This is a genomic window from Paenibacillus polysaccharolyticus, assembly GCF_023714295.1.
Lineage (GTDB): Bacteria > Bacillota > Bacilli > Paenibacillales > Paenibacillaceae > Paenibacillus > Paenibacillus polysaccharolyticus_A.
Genome location: NZ_JAMAUN010000008.1, coordinates 88,835 through 107,924, shown reverse-complemented (window position 1 = coordinate 107,924; position 19,090 = coordinate 88,835). Strand labels below are relative to the sequence as shown.

The 19,090-nt window shown below is 49.1% G+C and carries 15 protein-coding genes; 8 read left to right on the top strand and 7 right to left on the bottom strand.

What is annotated here, in order from left to right; genetic code table 11:
- Nucleotides 1–30: 30 nt before the first annotated feature.
- A complete protein-coding gene (locus M3629_RS28700; RefSeq protein ID WP_251509384.1) occupies nt 31–957 on the bottom strand; it encodes a MerR family transcriptional regulator in 927 nt (308 codons plus the stop codon).
- A gap of 216 nt (nt 958–1,173) precedes the next feature.
- Here M3629_RS28700 and M3629_RS18895 point away from each other — a divergent pair, with 216 nt between their 5' ends.
- The 8 genes from M3629_RS18895 (at nt 1,174) to M3629_RS18865 (ending at nt 11,915) form a co-directional block, all read left to right on the top strand.
- Nucleotides 1,174–2,670 carry a phospholipase D family protein gene (locus tag M3629_RS18895; protein WP_251509382.1) on the top strand — a complete coding sequence of 499 codons (1,497 nt, stop codon included), beginning with the start codon at nt 1,174–1,176 and terminating at the stop codon, nt 2,668–2,670.
- Between the two features lie 271 nt (nt 2,671–2,941).
- Entirely contained in the window at nt 2,942–3,556 is a 615-nt protein-coding gene (locus tag M3629_RS18890; protein ID WP_251509380.1) for a TetR/AcrR family transcriptional regulator, read from the top strand.
- Between the two features lie 5 nt (nt 3,557–3,561).
- Complete coding sequence (locus M3629_RS18885) at nt 3,562–3,918, top strand: DMT family transporter (RefSeq protein WP_090922791.1); 357 nt, start codon at nt 3,562–3,564, stop codon at nt 3,916–3,918.
- Nucleotides 3,918–4,232 carry a DMT family transporter gene (locus tag M3629_RS18880; RefSeq protein WP_090922789.1) on the top strand — a complete coding sequence of 105 codons (315 nt, stop codon included), beginning with the start codon at nt 3,918–3,920 and terminating at the stop codon, nt 4,230–4,232. Before M3629_RS18885 ends, M3629_RS18880 begins: the two co-directional genes overlap by 1 nt.
- Before the next feature lie 304 nt (nt 4,233–4,536).
- Nucleotides 4,537–4,668: a hypothetical protein gene (locus M3629_RS28450; protein ID WP_285888924.1), complete on the top strand. Its 132-nt coding sequence runs from the start codon at nt 4,537–4,539 to the stop codon at nt 4,666–4,668.
- 916 nt (nt 4,669–5,584) lie between these two features.
- Nucleotides 5,585–6,532 carry a TetR/AcrR family transcriptional regulator gene (locus tag M3629_RS18875; RefSeq protein ID WP_251509378.1) on the top strand — a complete coding sequence of 316 codons (948 nt, stop codon included), beginning with the start codon at nt 5,585–5,587 and terminating at the stop codon, nt 6,530–6,532.
- Between the two features lie 33 nt (nt 6,533–6,565).
- A complete protein-coding gene (locus M3629_RS18870; RefSeq protein ID WP_251509376.1) occupies nt 6,566–9,865 on the top strand; it encodes an efflux RND transporter permease subunit in 3,300 nt (1,099 codons plus the stop codon).
- Between the two features lie 313 nt (nt 9,866–10,178).
- Entirely contained in the window at nt 10,179–11,915 is a 1,737-nt protein-coding gene (locus tag M3629_RS18865; protein ID WP_251509374.1) for a PucR family transcriptional regulator, read from the top strand.
- An 89-nt stretch (nt 11,916–12,004) separates the two neighbouring features.
- Here the strand turns inward: M3629_RS18865 and M3629_RS18860 are convergent, their stop codons facing one another.
- The 6 genes from M3629_RS18860 to M3629_RS18835 all read right to left on the bottom strand — a co-directional run bounded on the left by M3629_RS18860 (nt 12,005) and on the right by M3629_RS18835 (nt 19,083).
- Nucleotides 12,005–12,232 (bottom strand): hypothetical protein, encoded by a 228-nt coding sequence (locus M3629_RS18860; RefSeq protein ID WP_251509373.1) that lies wholly within the window; start codon nt 12,230–12,232, stop codon nt 12,005–12,007.
- A complete protein-coding gene (gene hydA / locus M3629_RS18855; RefSeq protein ID WP_251509371.1) occupies nt 12,232–13,677 on the bottom strand; it encodes a dihydropyrimidinase in 1,446 nt (481 codons plus the stop codon). Before hydA ends, M3629_RS18860 begins: the two co-directional genes overlap by 1 nt.
- A complete protein-coding gene (gene preA / locus M3629_RS18850; RefSeq protein ID WP_251509369.1) occupies nt 13,674–14,969 on the bottom strand; it encodes an NAD-dependent dihydropyrimidine dehydrogenase subunit PreA in 1,296 nt (431 codons plus the stop codon). The genes hydA and preA overlap by 4 nt, the downstream gene beginning before the upstream one ends.
- 482 nt (nt 14,970–15,451) lie before the next feature.
- A complete protein-coding gene (locus tag M3629_RS18845; protein ID WP_435368245.1) occupies nt 15,452–16,819 on the bottom strand; it encodes an NAD(P)-dependent oxidoreductase in 1,368 nt (455 codons plus the stop codon).
- A 103-nt stretch (nt 16,820–16,922) separates the two neighbouring features.
- Nucleotides 16,923–17,804: a nitrilase-related carbon-nitrogen hydrolase gene (locus M3629_RS18840; protein WP_251509367.1), complete on the bottom strand. Its 882-nt coding sequence runs from the start codon at nt 17,802–17,804 to the stop codon at nt 16,923–16,925.
- 4 nt (nt 17,805–17,808) lie between these two features.
- Nucleotides 17,809–19,083, bottom strand: coding sequence for a M20 family metallo-hydrolase (locus tag M3629_RS18835; protein ID WP_251509366.1), 1,275 nt, complete (start codon nt 19,081–19,083; stop codon nt 17,809–17,811).
- Nucleotides 19,084–19,090 lie beyond the last annotated feature (7 nt).

Sequence of the window (19,090 nt, the reverse complement as noted above, 5' to 3'; positions counted from 1 at the left end):
CCTTATGTTCAATTGTTATCCTCTCACTTGTTAGGCACCTGGTGGCCGATCCGTAAAATACTCCCGTTCAATCCAGGACTGCCAGTCTGCCGAATCTTCAGGCATAATCCATTCCGGGTGACGAGCGTGCTTCGCACGTTCAAACCCTTTGCCGCCCAGCACAAAACGGATATGAGGGAACTCGTCCCGAATTCGGTCAATCAGCTGATCACAAGGTTCCACAAGTCCGGGGCTCGTAATCGAAAGACAGACCAGTTTGATTTTCTGCTCGCGGAGAATCGGAAATACCCCTTCTTCCGGCGTATTGGCCCCAAGATACAGGACTTCCGCTCCATTTTTGCGCATAAATAAAGAGAACAACAATAAACCAACCTGATGATGCTCCCCTTCCGGGCAGAGAGCAAGAACTTTGGGCAGATGCGGATAGATCGGGAACAGATGGAAAAACTGATAAAAGCGCTGAGAGATCAATTGCGTCATGAAATGCTCCTGCGCTACCGTCGCACGTCCTGCTTCCCATGCGTCTCCAACCCGAACCAGGATCGGTACGAGTACATGGTAGAACATGCTGTCATATCCGTACATCGTGAAACCAAAATCAATCAAACCGTTGGCACGCTCGCCCTGAAAATGATAGAGGGAATCATAGATCTGATCGGCCATCTGTGCATGAGCTTCTTCCATCACGGGTACTGGGGGCACCATCGGCGCAGGTGAAGAAAAATCAGGCCTTTTAGCTTTCCTGATCTTCAACATACGTACAGCCTCGGAGATATTGGCCTGATGCTGATCAATCTGCTCCTTTAGCCAGCGCAGATCCGCTACATTCTCTTCCGTGTACATGCGATAACCCGACTCTGTCCGCTCAGGGGTAACCGCATCATAACGATTTTCCCAAGCCCGGAGCGTGACCGCCTGAATGCCCAGCATGGCAGCGACTTGTTTGATGGAATACACGTGATTACCTACTTTCTCTCCATAAACGTTCTACAAAAATAATACGTTCATTATACACAACGACCCTACAGCTGTCGATTCATCCAATCCAAATTGCATGATTCGCCTGTAAAAATCTCATGATTCCCATACAACACCCGAATTCTGCCTCCTGCGTCAACATCGCTACACCTGTGGTAATAAACGTCAGCAAGTACAGAAAGGGGGAGTCCAACATTGTTCCCATTGCGCCGCCATACCTCTGACCGCAAATCTTCCCGCGGCAAATTCCCATACATACGCACAGCAATTGCACTACTTATCCTATGGTTTATTGCTGTTATGCTCTATCAGACCTATAAACCGCTACCACCAGGCATCTCTTATGAAAGTCAAGAATATCGGGTGAAGAATGTCGAGTTCCTTCATGACCTCACGTACCCTTCTGCCGACGGACAGATGCAGCATGAACAGCAGATTTTTCAGCGGATGAAACAGGTGGTTGAGGACGCCGAGCAGTTTGTTCTGGTCGATATGTTTCTATTCAACAACTATCAGCACAAGGGACAGAACTTTCCACCTGTCAGTCAGGAGTTTACGGATGCACTCGTAGGCAAAAAAATGCAACATCCCGACATGGACATCTGGTTTATTACCGATGAAGTGAATACCAATTACAACTCCGCTCCCAATCCGCTGCTGGAACAGATGAAACAAGCTGATATTCATGTTGTCGTGACAAATGATGATCTTCTGCGCGATTCTACACCGATATATTCTGCGGTCTGGCGTACGTTCTTCCAGTGGTTTGGTCAGTCCGGCAAAGGCTGGATTCCTAACCTGATGGCGACAGATGGCCCGGATGTTACATTGCGTTCCTATCTGAAATTGCTGAATGTAAAGGCCAATCACCGCAAGGTTGTTCTTAGCGAAAAAACAGCCATTGTATCATCAGGTAACATTCATGATCCTAGCGCTTATCACTCCAACATTGGCTTTGAGGTTACCGGTCCGATCATTGGAGATATCATTCAATCGGAGCAAGCTGTTGTAGATATATCGGGCGGGGGCCAGCTTCCTGTCTATGACGAAATCTCCCACACTCCGTCTTCCGAGGAAGCCGATGAAAATGATCGGCCTGTTCGCCTTCGTTATGTGACCGAAGGCAAAGTCAATGATGCCTTGCTCGATGAGCTGAGCCAGGTGGGAAAAGGGGATACCATTTGGATGGGGATGTTCTACATCGCTTCACCAAAAGTATTGGAGGCTTTACTGGATGCCTCGGAGCGAGGAACCGATATCCGGCTTGTACTTGACCCTAACGAAAACGCCTTTGGTCAGGAGAAGATCGGCATTCCTAATCGTCCTGTAGCAGCGGAATTACATGGTAAATCGAATGGCAAAATCCAGATTCGCTGGTATAACACGACCAAGGAACAGTATCATACCAAAATGATGTATATTGCCAAAGCTGCTGGAGATCATATCGTGCTCGGTGGATCAACCAACTTCACTCCCCGGAATCTGAATGACTACAATTTGGAGAATAATGTGTGGATTGCAGCTCCGGCAGACAACAAGTTTACGTTAGACGTTGCGAATTATTTCAAGCGCATTTGGACAAATGAAGATGCCGAATTCACTCTGAATCTGGAAGAGTTCCAGGAGAAGACCACCTTCCTGAAAGGCATTTTGTATAAACTGCAGCTCATTCTTGGGTTTACTACCTTCTGATGCTCTCTTTTTCAGAAAACTTTGAGGTTGCCTTGCAGGTGGCCTTTTCGCTTTTCAGACTCTTTCTGTCCTCTCCGTTTTTTGTAAATGATTCGTTCAGTCTACACAGAGACTATGGATCTCAACATAATTCAACATATCCATTTAACTCAATACATCCGTCTGTACTCTTCATGTATGCCGGGTGTATTTTCAGTTTTCTATCCTGGCTTGACAGAGGATGTAATGTGTGAAAAGATATTACCTAACGACCGTTAGGAAGGTGAGTGTGATGACTGCTTATTCCATCCGGGATGCATCCCTGTTTCATTTTGCCAGAGACGGCTATGAAGGGGCTTCGCTAAGAGCGATCGCTGATGAAGTCGGGATTAAGAAACCCTCGATATATGCGCATTTTAGCGGTAAAGAAGACTTGTTTATGCACACCCTTGAGTATGCATTTGATGAAGTACGGCGACATACCTTGGAATATTTCCGTGATCACGCCCACCTGCCACTCGAACAACGGCTGCGGGGGTTGCTGACGTGGTTTGAGCAGGAGTATCAGGATCATGCCTCTGCCAGGTTAATGCTGCGTAACTGTTATTATCCGCCGCCCGATCTGTACAGCCCAGTGATGGATCTGGTGTATCCATTCCTGGACGGTATGGAGCGTGCGCTGTCTCGGTTGTTGCAGCGAGCGATTCGCGAAGGGGATATTCCACCTATTCCTGCCGAGCAGGCCGCCATTGCTTTCATGACATTTCTCGATGGCATTACCGTTGAAATCATCTATGGGAGCTCACGCCGGTACAAGAGACGGCTCGCTGCTTCCTGGCCGGTCTTTTGGAATGGAATACACAGCTTGAATGAGAAGGCACGCTTTATCGTGCCAGAAGGAGATTGAACATCATGAACCGCAACTGGTTATATGTTTTTGTCGGAGGCATCATTGAAATTGTGTGGGTTAGCGGACTGAAACATGCCTCGAATGCTTGGGAATGGGCATTGACGGGACTCGCCATTGTCATTAGTTTCGGCCTGATTATTGCTGCGGCTAAACGACTGCCCGTGGGTACGGTCTACGCCGTGTTTACGGGGATCGGTACAGCCGGTACGGTGTTGACCGAAATGCTATTGTTTGGTGAACCGTTCCGTTTGGCTAAAATGCTGCTGATCGGACTGCTGCTCTGCGGTGTCATTGGGTTGAAACTCGTCACGGATCAGCAAGAGAAGCAGGAACCACAGGTTAAAGGAGGTGCCGTCTAATGGCTTGGCTCGCGATTGTAGGTGCAGGAATCTGTGAAATTTTTGGGGTCATCGGCATCAACGGTGCTTCCACTCGCAAGGGATGGCCTTATATTGTCCTGATGTTGGTATCGTTTGTATTCAGCTTCTCGCTGTTATCTTACGCCATGACATCTATCCCTATGGGCACGGCCTATGCCGTGTGGACAGGAATCGGTACAGTAGGAAGTACGGTGACGGGTATGCTTCTGTTTGGTGAACGAAAAGAGGCGAAACGCCTGCTGTTCATTGCAATGATTTTGGTAGCAGCGGTAGGATTGAAAATCATCACGTAATGTAATGAATATCGTGCAATATAATGGATATTATCAACTTCAGGCAGAAAGGCGACTTCACTCAGGGAGTCGTCTTTTTTGTAGGTACGATTGTTTAAGTACGTTTGTCGAGGTGCGTTTGTGGAGATACGATTGTGGAGTGCGTTCGTATACATAGGTTTGTGTAGGTTGGTTTGTGTAGGTTGGTTTGTGTAAGTACAAATTTCAGGTGAATTTTTTAAACACAACAGGTGATTTGGGATATAATGTAATCTAAGAGATAACCTTGTCATTAAGCTCATTGGAAAGAAGGGGAGTGCATTTTATGAAAAAATGGTTGGTACGTATCGGAGCATATACCGGTTATTCGTTCTTGATCGCACTTGCACTCTTCTATCTCTTTTTCTTGGGAGTAATCATTATAATCGCTGTATACGATTTTATGGGAGGAGCATAGTCTGCTCTCCCTTTATTTCACTTCACTTGCTCTTTTTTCTTAGACTCGCAATGCTATGCTTGGATTTTCATTTATTCCTTTTTTATTTTAATTTCTTTTATTGAACTGTATTATATCTTCTTTAATTTGTTCTGATTTATTTTAGTTTATATCGATTTATGTTGGTTTACTTTCTATTTGCGCTTTCCTTCGCTTTTGCCCCTATTTCGTTCTCGACTTCTCGCCTCCCTCACTTCTTTACTTTACTTTACTTTACTTTACTTTACTTTACTTACTCCTTCTTGTTTTGCTTTGTTTTGCTTGGCTTACTTCCCTCCATTCGATATTCATTCACTTTTTCTCTCTTTTCCTTTTCCGAAGTAGCGCGGTTCATGCATTTAATTTCTAACGATCACCAGTAACGCTATTTGGGCCAAATTACAGGTTTTAGATTTCTAACGATCTCAGGCGAGCTTATTTCAGGATTTTGATGCGAAAATGGACGTCTAGCTTGTGTTTTCAACAAAATAAGGTTTGTGGTGATCGTTAGAATTTCAAAAGGATGAATATTGCTCAAATAAGCTCCACTGTGATCGTTAGAATAAATTTTCGATATGTTCTCGAGTCGTCCTTAAGAGCGTTGTTGAGGTGTTGATGTGTTTTCGATGCGTCCTTTATACATTCTTCCATTCCCTCTCCAAAAAGTACAATGTACAGCTTTACGGCTTGCGTACTGTACTCTCTCAGTTCTTCTCTCGATTCATTCAGAGTTCTTTCTGGGCTCTCCTCTCGGTTCTTTTCTCAGTCCACTTTTCGGCTCTTTCACACCCCTACACCGTGCACATTTGTAATCCCTCATTCACATCGTTTATACTTAGTTTGACCACAAAGTCAATTCAAGAACTCAAGAGTTCCCAGTGAGGTGAACATACCCTTAATGAACCCGATCCATGGGATGAATGAAAAAAGAAAACTGGTCATCACCACAGCGCTCAAGCTGTTTTCCGCTAAGGGAAGCGCAGCAACCTCCATGCAGGAGATTGCCGAATTATGCGGGATGTCCAAAGGCAGCTTATATCTGATGTTCAAATCCAAAGAGGAACTGGAAGCCAGTACGCTGGAGTACTGCTTATACATTCTTCTGGACGAGATGTCCCAGATTGAACACGAGAGCAGCCTGACCTCCAGAGAACGGCTACATAAACAGATTGAGGTGCTGCTAACGCATGTTGCGGAATTGAAAGAATTTCTACGTGTCCAACTACGCAGCATGATGATGGATGATGAACAACAGCGCAAAGAGCACTGCACTCCTCAGCAAAGAGATATTGAGATACGTACATTGCATTGGTTCAAAAACAAACTGGAGGATCTATACGGCTCCGAGATCGAGCCTTATACGATTGATCTTATCCTTCTGACACATGGACTATTCCTGTCGTACGTCAAAATCTGGTTTACCGAAATGCCTTCTCTTACGGTCAATAAGATGGCTACGCATCTTTTGCAAATGATGGATTATGCAGCACAGGGCTGCCTCCAGCATCGGCCTGAACCTCTGATTCCGCTGGATCAGTGGCCTGCCTGGATTGCTGAACCCCAACTAGATGCAACCATGTTGCGGCATCCCGTCCATATTCTGAAACAGATGCAAGATATCGCATCAAGCGACCTGCCCGCCGGTCAGTCAAAAAATGATGTGCTTGAGACCATTGCCATACTGAGGCAAGAGATCATGGAATTTACGCCAAGGCGTGCCATCATTCTCGGCATGATGCGTAACCTGGAAGGGATAACTATCCTTGAACCGATGCACTCCGAGCTTCAGCACATTATGGATACCATGTATAACCGGTTTATCCAGGCTGACTCGTCACACACATAAACAGGAGAAACAGAGAGGAGAAGAAACCAACGTATGAAAGGGATTATTAACTTTTCACTGAACAACAAGTTTGCAATCTGGATTCTGACCATCATCATCTCATTCGCAGGCTTGTACAGCGGAATGACGATGAAGCAGGAGACTATTCCGAACATCAATGTACCGTTTCTGAATGTCACGGCGATTGATCCGGGTGCGGCTCCAGAAGGTATTGTAGAAGATGTCACGAAGCCGCTGGAACAGAAGCTACGCAACCTCGAGGGTGTGAAGACCGTCACCTCCACTTCTATGGAGAATGCGGCATCGATCACACTGGAATTCGACTATGGAACGGACCTGACGAACGCAACAGCTACGGTTCGTGAAGCACTGAACGAGGTGCAATTGCCGGACAGTGTGCAGAAACCAACTATCTCCAAGTTCAGCATTAACTCGTTCCCGGTTGTATCCCTCAGTTTGTCTGACAAAGACGGCGGGGATTTGGAAGAACTGACACGGCTCGTAGAATCGGATATCAAACCTGCACTAGAAGATATTGATGGTGTAGCTCAGGTTCAAGTGTCCGGTCAGTACGTTAAAGAAGTGCAATTGACGTTTAATCAAGCCAAAATGGCTGAACTCGGTCTAAGCGAAGATACGGTGAACGGAATCGTTAAAGGTTCATCCATTCGTGTGCCGCTCGGCCTATTTGAACTGGATAAATCCCAGAAAGCCGTTGTTGTGGACGGCAACATCATCGGACTCGATGATCTGAAAAATCTAGCGATTCCAGTCGTACCAAGCGGAGCTGGTGCAAACCAAGGTGCTGGTGGTGCTACAGGCCAGGGTGCCGGTGCGCAAGGGGCCTCCCAAGGTGGCGGTGCTCAAACCGGTCAAGCTACAGGTCAAACCGCTGATCCATCGGCTCAAGCTGGACAAGGTGCATCTGGTGCTGCGCAAGGGTCCAATCCCGCAGCTGGTCAAGCTGGTAGCGGCAATATTGCTCCAGCAAATCCATCGGGTGCCGCAGGTGCGGCAAACGCAGCAGGAATCCCTACCGTGAAGCTGAGCGACATTGCCAAGATTGAGGTCATCGGTCAAGCCGAGTCCATCTCCCGCACGAACGGCAAGGAATCCATTGGTATTTCCGTAGTGAAATCCAACGATGCCAATACGGTGGACGTGGTTAAGGCCGTCAAAAGTAAAGCCGAAGAACTGCAAAAGCAATTCAAAAATGCAGAATTAACGATCCTGCTTGACCAAGGTCAGCCTATCCAGGATTCCGTCAACACGATGCTGGGCAAAGCTGTATTTGGTGCCCTGTTCGCGATTCTGATTATCCTGCTCTTCCTGCGTAACATCCGTTCAACGATTATCTCCATTATCTCGATTCCGCTCTCTTTGCTCATGGCATTGACGGCGCTCAATCTGATGGACATTACCTTGAACATGATGACACTCGGAGCTATGACAGTTGCGATTGGCCGGGTTGTCGATGACTCCATCGTTGTTATCGAGAACATCTACCGCAGACTGACACTCAAAAACGAGATGCTGAAAGGCCGGGATCTGGTTCGTGAAGCGACTCGCGAGATGTTTATTCCGATCCTCTCCTCAACCATTGTTACGATTGCGGTATTCTTGCCGCTGGCACTTGTTAGCGGTATGGTCGGAGAGTTGTTCATGCCATTCGCCTTGACGATGGTATTCGCCCTGCTCGCATCCCTGCTGGTTGCGATCACCATTGTTCCAATGCTGGCACACAGCTTGTTCCACAAAGGAATCAAAAATAAACAAAACCATGAAGAGAAGCCGGGCAAACTGGCTGAAAGCTACAAACGCCTGTTGAACTGGACGCTCTCTCACAAAATCATTACCGTTCTTATTGCGGTTCTACTATTGGTCGGCAGCTTGTTCCTGTACCCATTCATTGGCACAAGTTTCTTACCAGAGCAGAAGGATAAATTCGCCACGATCACCTATAGTCCAGAAACGGGTTCACTTCGTGAAGATGTAGAAAAAGAAGCCCTCGTTGCTGAGAAATGGTTACTGAAACAGCCAGGTTTGGAGAAAATGCAATATTCCATCGGCGGTGGTAACCCGCTCGCTAGCATGGGTGGAGGCGGCGGTAACTCTGCACTCTTCTACATTCAATACAATAAAGACACCAAAGATTTTACCGATGTGAAGAAACAACTGGTTGAAGGTTTGCAAAAAGAAGTGACCAAAGGCACATGGAGTGAACTCGACATGTCCGGCGGATTTGGCGGAAGCAACTTAAGCCTGTCCATCTACGGGGATAGTGTGGAGCAATTGAAACCTGTAGCTGAAGAAGTCCTGAAACTGGTTCAGGCGGAAAAGGACTCTTTTGAAAAAGCAGATACCACCATCTCCGACACCTACGGTCAGTACACCCTCGTTGCTGATCAGGAGAAGCTCAGCAAACTCGGCCTTACGGCGGGTCAACTGGCAATGGCACTGAGCCCTGTACGTGAACGTCCGGTACTTACGGAAGTGGATATCGACAACAAAACGTACAAAGTCTATGTAGAAACGGACAACAAAACGTTCAGCAGCATCAAGGATATTGAAAATGAAAAGGTCACTTCACCGCTGGGCATCCAGGTTCCAATCAAGGATGTAGCCAAAGTGGAAGAAGGCACTTCACCGAACTCCATCATGCGTATTGATGGCAAAGTGGTTGTACAGGTGACAGCGAACATTCTGGCATCCGATGTGACCAAAGCTTCGCAAAACCTGAAAGCCAACATCGACAAGCTGGACTTGCCGGATGGCGTTGAAGTGAAGTTTGGCGGTACAACCGAACAGATTAATGACACCTTTACGCAGCTTGGTCTGGCAATGCTGGCAGCCATTGCGATTGTATACTTCGTGCTCGTGGTGACATTTGGCGGCGGACTTGCACCATTCGCGATTCTGTTCTCTCTGCCATTCACCGTGATTGGTATCATGGTTGGTTTGTTTATCGCAGGCGGTACACTCGATGTATCCGCTATGATGGGTGCACTGATGCTGATCGGTATCGTTGTTACCAACGCCATTGTTTTGATCGACCGTGTTATTCATAAGGAAAACGAAGGACTCACGACGCGTGAAGCGCTGCTGGAAGCCGGAGCTACACGTCTGCGTCCAATCCTGATGACCGCTCTCGCAACGATTGGTGCCCTGCTGCCACTGGTAACAGGTCTCGAAGAAAGTGCAGGTATCATCTCGAAAGGACTCGGAATTACCGTAATCGGTGGTCTGATCAGTTCTACACTGCTTACGCTGGTCATCGTGCCAATCGTGTATGAGTTCCTGATGAAATTCAAAAAGAAAAAAATCGTCGATTAATTCAGTCTATCGTTATTCCCACGATTCAGATGTGATCGCGAGCAAAAATTTGCCCTTGACGGGTACTGGAATCTGTAGTGATTCCCGTGCCTGATCAAGGGCATTTTTTATCGTGTCGATGGTAAAAAGTCGAACATATATCTGATGCTCATTTTAGATACAAAACAAAAAGGATAACTATTTTTGTCATCCAGACCAAATGAGCGTCAGGTTTAATCTCATCTTATCTAAATGCACGTATACTTATCTTTAAAAATCCAGTGAGCAAACACCCTGAATCCAGCATCCTTTGTATCAAATTTACAGGTGAGTCATGGGAAAGGGCGGTGATGGTGTGGGAGAGACCACGCTTCATATCCAAATTAGAGACATGCTGAAACGTCCTGTATTTCGCAAGGCCGAGTACCTTGCCAGTCAGCATGCATTGGAGCGTTATGTACGCTGGGTACATATTATGGAGGTTCCTGAGATTGGGGGCTTGCTGAGCGGCGGAGAATTGGTGCTGACAACAGGGATCGGCTGGCCTGAAGGCAAGTCGCATGGTCTGTCTTTTCTGCAACAATTGATTGCCTGTGGTGCCGCAGGGTTATGCATTGAACTCGGGGAAAATACACGATCACAACTTGAGGCGATGAAACAAATGGCGGAGGCGGAGGATTTCCCGCTGATCTGGTTTCATGAGCAAGTCCGGTATATTGATATTACACAGGATTTGCATTTTGCCCTGATTCGCAGTCATCAGCGTATGGTCGCGGAACTGGATCAGCTCACCACCTCCTTTCATCAGCTGTTGCTGAATGGGGATGGTGTACAGCCGCTACTGCGTCTGCTGTCACGCAATACCGGGTATGCTGTCGCCTTATATCCGCTGGAAGGTGAAGCGACGGCCATTCCTCATATCCCACGTGAGCAACTGGAGAAGCAGAGACAACAGTGGTGGGATCAGCGTGAATCGATGGATCATACTACCCTTGACGGTTATACAGCGAACCCTTCGACTGTAGAGGTATCAGACCCTTTTTCCGGTCGGCTCACAATGAATCCAATCAGCATCCCTGTTCAGGCACTGGAGTACACCTTTGCTGATCTTATCCTTTTCCCTCAGAAACACACAGACCCTGAACCTCCCACTCCAGCTCTGCCGTACCCATCCGACGAGTACGTTTTTCATGCGCTGGAGCGATGTGCTGCTGCCATAGCCCAGGATTGGATGCGTACCCAGTACATGGAGGAAAAACGTCGGTATAAAGAGGACATGTGGGTCATTGACTGGTTAAACGGACATCACTCCGCGAAAGAAATTCATGAATATCTTGCAGCCGTAAATCCGGCCCTCTGTGCAGGACAGGCCGCAGTTGTGTTATTCGACAGCACCCCTGCGCAACACGACAGTCTCAGACTGCAAAAGATACTGATTCAGCGTAATATCGTTGCCCGCTCCGTATTTGCCCGGGAAGGCTTCACCCTCTACAGCACTGTGTTTAATCTCCAGATCATTCTCATTGTCATTGACCCGCAGGCTACATCTCTGCGTAAATCTAATCTGTGGTCCTGCATTCAGCAACTTCGGCAACACGAGCAGGAGCAGACTCACCAGCTCTTCTCCGGTCTGTATGGTATCGGTCAGAACTATTCGGAATACCCACGCCTGCGAGAGAGTCTTGAATCCGCGAAGGAAACGTTACGTATTCAGAAAGATATCGGAGTAATGGAGCAGCCCTTTTATAGTAACCTGCACTGCTATCGCATCATCGCCAGTATGAAACAGAGCGGTAACTTGAATGATTTTATCACGGAATACTTGGGGCCACTGATTCGGTACGATGCGGAGAAGGGAGGCCAACTGCTCCTTACACTGAAACAATACCTGACACTTTGCTGCTCCAAACAAGAGACGGCAAGTGCTCTGTTTATCGTCAGACAAACGTTGTATCATCGGTTGGACAAAATTGAATCGCTTTTAGGAACAGACTACCTTCTACCCGAGAAACGGGTTGCCATGGAACTTGCGCTCTACGCTTATGAATACATGCATGGATCACTTGTATAAAGAGTGCACGTCTGTACGTATTAGAGACAGGGATAGGGATATGGCAACCAAGCCGTCCGTCGACGTCAACGTCCCCGTCACACACTACATTATGCGCTACGCTGTTCCTTTAACTGACGTATGAGAATATGACTGAACCATTTTCGGCCCGAGGCTGTCCCCACATACTGCTCCACATTCTCTCCCGGAAGATCAGGGTGTGCCCATGTCACATGAGCCCCCTCCAGATGTTCCCGGACCAAGCAGATTCGATACCCCCGTTCAACCAATCGCTCGATGTCCAGCTTCTCCAGTTCGAATGCCTCGTGCTCCGACATCAGTTCAGCCCCCCATGAATCGCAGTCACCGGTTGCCTCGGTGGAATCGGTGCTCCTGCATCATACTTATTACGTTTTACATATTTTCCTGCCCCTGCATTGCCCACATACTGCCGATCCCGTATCACATACTCGCCGCGACAAAGCACGGTCACTGGACATCCCTGTACCTGCATGCCTTCAAACGCGCTGTAATCCACGTTCATATGATGTGTTTCCGCCGAAATCACCCTGGTTACGGAAGGGTCAAAAATAACAATATCCGCATCCGTACCCACCGCAAGTGTTCCCTTCTGAGGAAATAATCCGAACAATTTGCTTGCTCTGGTCGAGCACAAATCCACCCATTGATTGAGCGATATGCGGCCTTTGGCTACGCCTTCCGAATATAGAATACTTAGCCGGTCTTCAATCACGGGGCCCCCGTTAGGAATTTTGCTGAAGTCATCTTTACCGAGATCCTTCTGTCCCTTGAAGTTAAACGAGCAATGATCCGAACCAATGGTCTGTAATTGTCCGCTTTGGAGCGCATGCCATAGTGCTTCCTGATGTCCCTTCTCCCTGAGCGGAGGTGACCAAACAAATTTGGCACCCTCAAAGTCCGGCTGATCCATTATGGACTGATCCAGCGTCAGATATTGCGGACATGTCTCTCCCCAGATTCGGTATCCCATCTCACGCATGCGCGCGATCTGCTCGGCGGCTTCGGCACAAGTAACATGCACCACATACAGCTGTGAATCCGCCAAAGCGGCCAAACGGGCGGCACGTCCCGTTGCTTCTCCCTCCAGCATAGATGGGCGGGTCAGTGCATGATGAATCGGTGCTGTGCGACCTTCAGCGAGTGCCTGCTTCACAAGCAGGTCAATGACATCTCCATTCTCGGCATGCACCATCACAAGTGCACCGTATTCTTTGGCTTTTTGCAACGTCTGAAAGAGAATGCCATCATCGGCCTGAAACTGGTTTTTGTATGCCATGAATACCTTGAAGGACGATACGCCCTCCTCTTCAATCATCTGCGGCAGTTCTTCCAGCACCTGCTCATTCATCTCGCCAATCATCAGATGAAATCCATAGTCAATGACAGCTTTCCCCTCTGCTTTGCGATGCCATTCTTGTAGGGATTCGGATAAGGGACGGCCTTTCTGAGTCAGACAAAAGTCAATGATGGTTGTGGTACCACCAAAGGCCGCGGCCGTTGTGCCCGTAGCAAAATCATCCGCTGTGACCGTGCCGCCAAACGGCATATCGAGGTGAGTATGGGGATCGATGCCGCCAGGTATGATATAACAGCCTGTTGCATCAAGTACTTCTGTCTGATCATCGGGGATTAACCCGATACCGATCTGTGCTATTTTCCCTGCTGCGATTAAAATATCGGCCTCAAAGGTATCCGATGCCGTCACCAAAATACCACCGCGAATCAATGTACGTGTACTCATGAAATCGCCTCCTTGGCTGATGGATTATGAATAGATTGCAGCAGGGAAATCGCCGACTGACGTTCATTCCAGGTAACCGGCTCCTGTTCTGGTGCAAGCTCAATCATCTCGATCGCACCGTCCACCGGGCAGACGATGGAACACAGATTACAGCCGACACAATCCTCCTCGACCACTTCAAGATAAGCACCGGACGGGTCGTTTAACATGTCAATGCACTGATGAGAGGTGTCTTCACAGGCAATGTGGCACTTATTGCAATTGATGCATACATCCCGATTGATGCGGGCAACCACTTTGTAGTTGAGATCCAGATTGCCCCAATCCGAGTATCTCGGCACGGTCTGACCGACCAGTTCGGCTACACTCTGAAGTCCTTTTTCATCCAAATAATCGTTCAGCCCTTCGATCATGTCTTCCACAATGCGGAAGCCATGGTGCATTGCCGCCGTACATACCTGTACTCCCGTTGCGCCCATCAGCAGAAATTCTACCGTATCACGCCAGTCGGATATGCCGCCGATACCCGAAATCGGCACACCCACTTCGGAATGACGGGCACACTCTGCCACCATGTTAAGCGCGATGGGTTTTACAGCCGGGCCACAGTATCCACCGTGTGCTCCCTTGCCGCCTACATGCGGCACGGTGTTCCAGGAGTCCAGATCAACACCAGCGAGAGAATTGATTGTATTGATCAGTGAGATCGCATCTGCACCACCACGTACAGCCGCACGGGCTGTTGCCGTAATGTCTGTAATGTTGGGTGTCAGCTTTACGATGACCGGTGTGGTAGCCACTTCTTTTACCCACATCGTCTGCAGTTCGACAAGATCAGGCTGTTGGCCTGATGCAGCGCCCATGCCTCGCTCTGCCATACCGTGCGGACATCCAAAGTTCAGCTCCAGGCCATCGACGCCGGCGGCCTCGACCTTTTTGACAATCTCATGCCATTTCTCCCGCTTTGGCTCCACCATCAGCGATGCCACGATAGCACGGTCAGGGAAACGTTTCTTCGTCTCGGCGATCTCGCGCAGATTGACCTCCAGGGGACGATCGGAAATCAGTTCAATATTGTTAAAGCCCGCCACACGCTGACCGCCAAAATGTACAGCCGCAAAACGGGAGGAGGTGTTAATAATCGGTTCGCCAAGTGTCTTCCACACCGCACCACCCCAGCCCGCTTCAAACGCACGCTGTACCTGGTATCCGGTATTGGTTGGTGGCGCCGAGGCGAGCCAGAATGGATTAGGTGACCGGATGCCCGCCAGATTGATGGATAAGTCAGCCATATCGAACCCTCCTTGATGTGATTTGGAGTGAATCTACGCTTGCTAAGATGAACGTAAACAAGGATAGCCATCTAACGATCCCCACAGCGCTTATTTAGCTAAAATTAAGCCTTTGGGAATTCTAACGATCCGTAGGAACGTTATTTTGCTGTTTTTGCCCATTTCCGGCCTGAATCCGCGGGTTTTGGGTGAAATAAGGTTTGTGGTGATCGTTAGAATTTCACCTGCCTTGTTTTTGCAGAAATAGGGTGTCTGGAGATCATTAGCCGATTAGGAGCCAGTATGAAGTCCTGTGGAGATGAGTTTCTGAGAACGATGTGAGCGCTTATAAGAACACGTGAGCGTTTCCGTGTACTGTCGACACCGACGCAATTCCACACATTGTCTAAGCACTTCCTAACGCATTCCCCTACAATCTTTCTTATACACTTGCTTCCACATTTGCTTTCCTACTTACTTTCTCACTTCCCGTACAGACTTCCTTACGCGCTCTCTTCCGAGCGATCAGGCAGCATCTTCATGATCGTGGCAGCGACCAATTTACCCTGTTGTGCCGCTGAAACAACCATGGCCTCTCCTTGACCTTGGCCAAAAATGACGTCTCCTGCCGCAAACACCTGAGGATGAGAGGTACGATACGTATGCGCCTCGACTTCTACCACACCTCCGTGATGTCTCAGCTCGAACGCCTCAATGAGCGGCAATAACCGATTCTGTCCAATAGCCCGAATCACCGTGTCACATTCGATAATAAAGGATGAATTTTCTACCGCCACAGGCATCGCACGTCCGCCACCGGGTGGGGTTACAAGTTCCATTTTCACACATTCCACTGCTCGAACCCTGCCATTCTCGTCTCCAAGAATACGCCGGGGCATCGTAAACCAACGAAACTCCACGCCCTCCTGCTTGGCAAACGTATACTCAAATGCATAGACCGTCATCTGTTGCTCTCCGCGCCGATACAACATCTGTACTCGCTCTGCACCCAGGCGCACCGAACAAGTCGCTGCGTCCACTGCCGTATTGCCTGCACCAATTACGGCTACATTCAGACCATGCAGTGCCGGCGGTACACCCTGTTTGGTCGTTTCCACAAGTTCAATCGCATCATAGACGCCTTCCAGCATTTCCCCTTCAATGCCCAGCATCGGAACCGCTCCCATCCCACATGCGATAATGACAGCCTCATGTTGCTCCAGCAACTCGGGGGCCGCTATATCTACACCAACCCGTACACCGTATCGAATCTTTACTCCGAGTGACTCCACCTGCTCGACTTCCCATAATGGAACCGACTCCGGCAGCCGGAAGGATACGATGCCATAGGTATTCAGTCCGCCGCCTTTCGCCTTGGCTTCATAGATGGTCACATCATACCCTGCCCGGCCCAATTCGCGTGCTGCGGAGAGCCCTGCCGGTCCTGCCCCGACAATAGCCACACTTCTCCCGTTTGACGGGGCTGCATGAAACAGCGGTTCATGCCTCTCCATTGCCCAGTCTGTCGCATAGCGCTGCAGATCACCAATGCGGATCGGCTTGGAGGACTCGTTCAGTACACAGGCCCCCTCACATAACTCTTCTGTAGGGCAGACACGTGCGCAACTCGCGCCAACCGGATTGGCATCCATGATGGTGCGAGCCGACCCTTTGAGATGTCCTGTTGCTATTTTTTTGATAAACGAAGGAATATTGATATCCGTAGGACATGCCTTAATACATGGAGCATCGTAACAATACAGACAGCGGTTAGACTCTTCCATCGCTTCCTTATTGGTCATGGCTGGTTTCATCTCGCTAAAACGATTTTCCCAGCCGTAATCCGACCACGCTGTTCCAGAACGGTTCACCAATGTAACGCACCTCCCGCGAAAGATTATTGCCGTAACATCCACTGATATGCCAGACAATTGCCAAGCCTATGCCTCCTGCACCACACGCCCTAAATTCGATTTACAAGCTCACCAGATGTTTATAGGTCTCCGGCCTGCGATCCCGGTAAAACTGCCACACATTACGTACCTCACGGATCAACTCCGTATCCATCTCGCCAATGACCACTTCATCCTGATCCCTGCTGCCCATCGCCACCATGTGCCCTCGCGGGTCCACCAGATACGACTGTCCGTAAAACTCACCCATGTTCCATGGCGCCTCCACGCCTACACGGTTGATTGCCGCTACATAGTATCCGTTGGCTACCGCATGGGCTGGCTGTTCCAGCTTCCATAGATACTCCGAGGTGCCTGCCACTGTAGCCGATGGATTAAAAACAACCTCTGCCCCTGCCAGTCCAAGCAAACGTGCACCTTCAGGAAAATGTCGATCATAACAGATATACACGCCCACTTTGGAGTAAGCCGTATCAAATACCGGATAACCGAGATTACCAGGTTTAAAATAGTACTTTTCCCAAAAGCCGTTCGTGCCCTCTCCCGCCTCGACATGCGGAATATGATGTTTGCGGTATTTGCCCAGATACGTCCCATCCGCATCAATTACCGCCGCCGTATTGTAGTAAGAAGCAATGCCCTCCACCTCGTACACGGGCAAAACAAGGACAACACCAAGCTCCTTCGCCAGCTCCTGAAAACGCCGGGTCGTCGGCCCTTCGGGAACCTGCTCTGCGGATGCATACCATTTGGGCGTTTGTTCCGTGCAAAAGTAAGGCCCGTAAAACACTTCCTGCAATCCGATGATCTTTGCCCCTCGTGCTGCCGCTTCGCGTACCAGTGTAATATGCTTCTGAATGGATGCCTCCTTATGCACTTCAACCGGGGCCGACCCTTCAATCTCATGGGAAGCCTGAATCAAACCGATGCTGATTTTTGCCATAACGTTATCCCGCCTCCTTTGGTGGATTACCGATGCACATCTTGCAAATGGTGCGATAGAGCACCTCCGTGCCTAAAGCAATATCCTCGGGAGAGGAATATTCACCGGGATGATGACTGATACCGTCCTTGCTGCGGACAAAGATCATGCCATAATCGCACACATAGGATAATGCGAGCGCATCATGGAACGGGCCACTCATTAATTCAGGCATGACTGCCCCCATCTCTTCCGCGGAAGAGCGAATGATGGACATCATGGACTCGGCACAATAACGCGGTTCACTGTTGGTATCCTCGGTAACGGTATAGGTCAGACCATACCCAGAGCTGATATCATCCAGCAATGTCATCAAACGGGCTTCCAGCCGATTACGTCGCTCCATCTCCATATCACGCAAATCCACGGTAAAGCTCACTTCTTCCGGAATAATATTCCTTGAATCCGGAAACACCCTCAGACTTCCTACCGTACCGACAGTGGGCGCTCCCGGATCTTCACGGACCAGATCATCAAAGGCCGCAATCACTTTGGCACTGCCCGCAAGTGCATCATGACGCATCCCCATGGGCACCGAACCCGCATGCCCGGCCATTCCTTTCATAGTCACCGTGAGCCAGAGCGGACCCGAGATGCCTGTCACCAGACCGATCTGAGCATCCATAGCCTCTAGTACAGGTCCCTGCTCAATATGTAGCTCCAGATAACTGCCAATGGAACCGGGAGGGTACACCGCTGCCGCGAATTCTGAGGGCGAACACCCGAAGGATGCCAGCGCCTCCCGGCGAGTCACCCCGTTTTTATCCTCGCGATCCAGCTCTCCTTCCTCCAACTGGTTTGTGATGCCCCGTGAACCAAATAAACCTTTGTTAAACCGTGATCCCTCTTCATCGCAAAAAGCAATCACTTCAATCGGCATGCGTGGCTGTATGCCTTGTTCAATCAGGCACTGTACGGCCTCCAGCGCACCGAGTACACCGATCGCACCGTCATAACGACCTCCATACGGCTGGGAGTCGATATGCGAACCGACCATTAGGATAGGTCTAGTTGCATCCGTCCCTTCCAGGCGACCAATCAGATTACCGAAAGCATCCATTCGAGTCACAAGACCTGCTTTCTCCATCCAGAATCTGACTTGGTTGATGCCCTCCATATCCTCTGGAGTAAGGGCAAGCCTGCATACCCCTGTATCTCCGATCTTGCCGATCTCAGCTAACTGTTCAATATGTTCATTCAGCCTCTGCTGATTAATGGATAACCCGGTTATGGCCTGCATCCTTCCT

What these genes read in the sequence shown, in the direction of transcription:
- M3629_RS18890 (WP_251509380.1), top strand. Translation starts at nt 2,942, where the DNA reads ATGACTGCTTATTCCATCCGGGATGCATCCCTGTTTCATTTTGCCAGA.
- M3629_RS18885 (WP_090922791.1), top strand. Translation starts at nt 3,562, where the DNA reads ATGAACCGCAACTGGTTATATGTTTTTGTCGGAGGCATCATTGAAATT.
- M3629_RS18880 (WP_090922789.1), top strand. Translation starts at nt 3,918, where the DNA reads ATGGCTTGGCTCGCGATTGTAGGTGCAGGAATCTGTGAAATTTTTGGG.
- M3629_RS28450 (WP_285888924.1), top strand. Translation starts at nt 4,537, where the DNA reads ATGAAAAAATGGTTGGTACGTATCGGAGCATATACCGGTTATTCGTTC.
- M3629_RS18875 (WP_251509378.1), top strand. Translation starts at nt 5,585, where the DNA reads ATGAACCCGATCCATGGGATGAATGAAAAAAGAAAACTGGTCATCACC.
- M3629_RS18870 (WP_251509376.1), top strand. Translation starts at nt 6,566, where the DNA reads ATGAAAGGGATTATTAACTTTTCACTGAACAACAAGTTTGCAATCTGG.
- M3629_RS18865 (WP_251509374.1), top strand. Translation starts at nt 10,179, where the DNA reads ATGGGAAAGGGCGGTGATGGTGTGGGAGAGACCACGCTTCATATCCAA.
- M3629_RS18860 (WP_251509373.1), bottom strand. Translation starts at nt 12,232, where the DNA reads ATGTCGGAGCACGAGGCATTCGAACTGGAGAAGCTGGACATCGAGCGA.
- hydA (WP_251509371.1), bottom strand. Translation starts at nt 13,677, where the DNA reads ATGAGTACACGTACATTGATTCGCGGTGGTATTTTGGTGACGGCATCG.
- preA (WP_251509369.1), bottom strand. Translation starts at nt 14,969, where the DNA reads ATGGCTGACTTATCCATCAATCTGGCGGGCATCCGGTCACCTAATCCA.
- M3629_RS18840 (WP_251509367.1), bottom strand. Translation starts at nt 17,804, where the DNA reads ATGGCAAAAATCAGCATCGGTTTGATTCAGGCTTCCCATGAGATTGAA.
- M3629_RS18835 (WP_251509366.1), bottom strand. Translation starts at nt 19,083, where the DNA reads ATGCAGGCCATAACCGGGTTATCCATTAATCAGCAGAGGCTGAATGAA.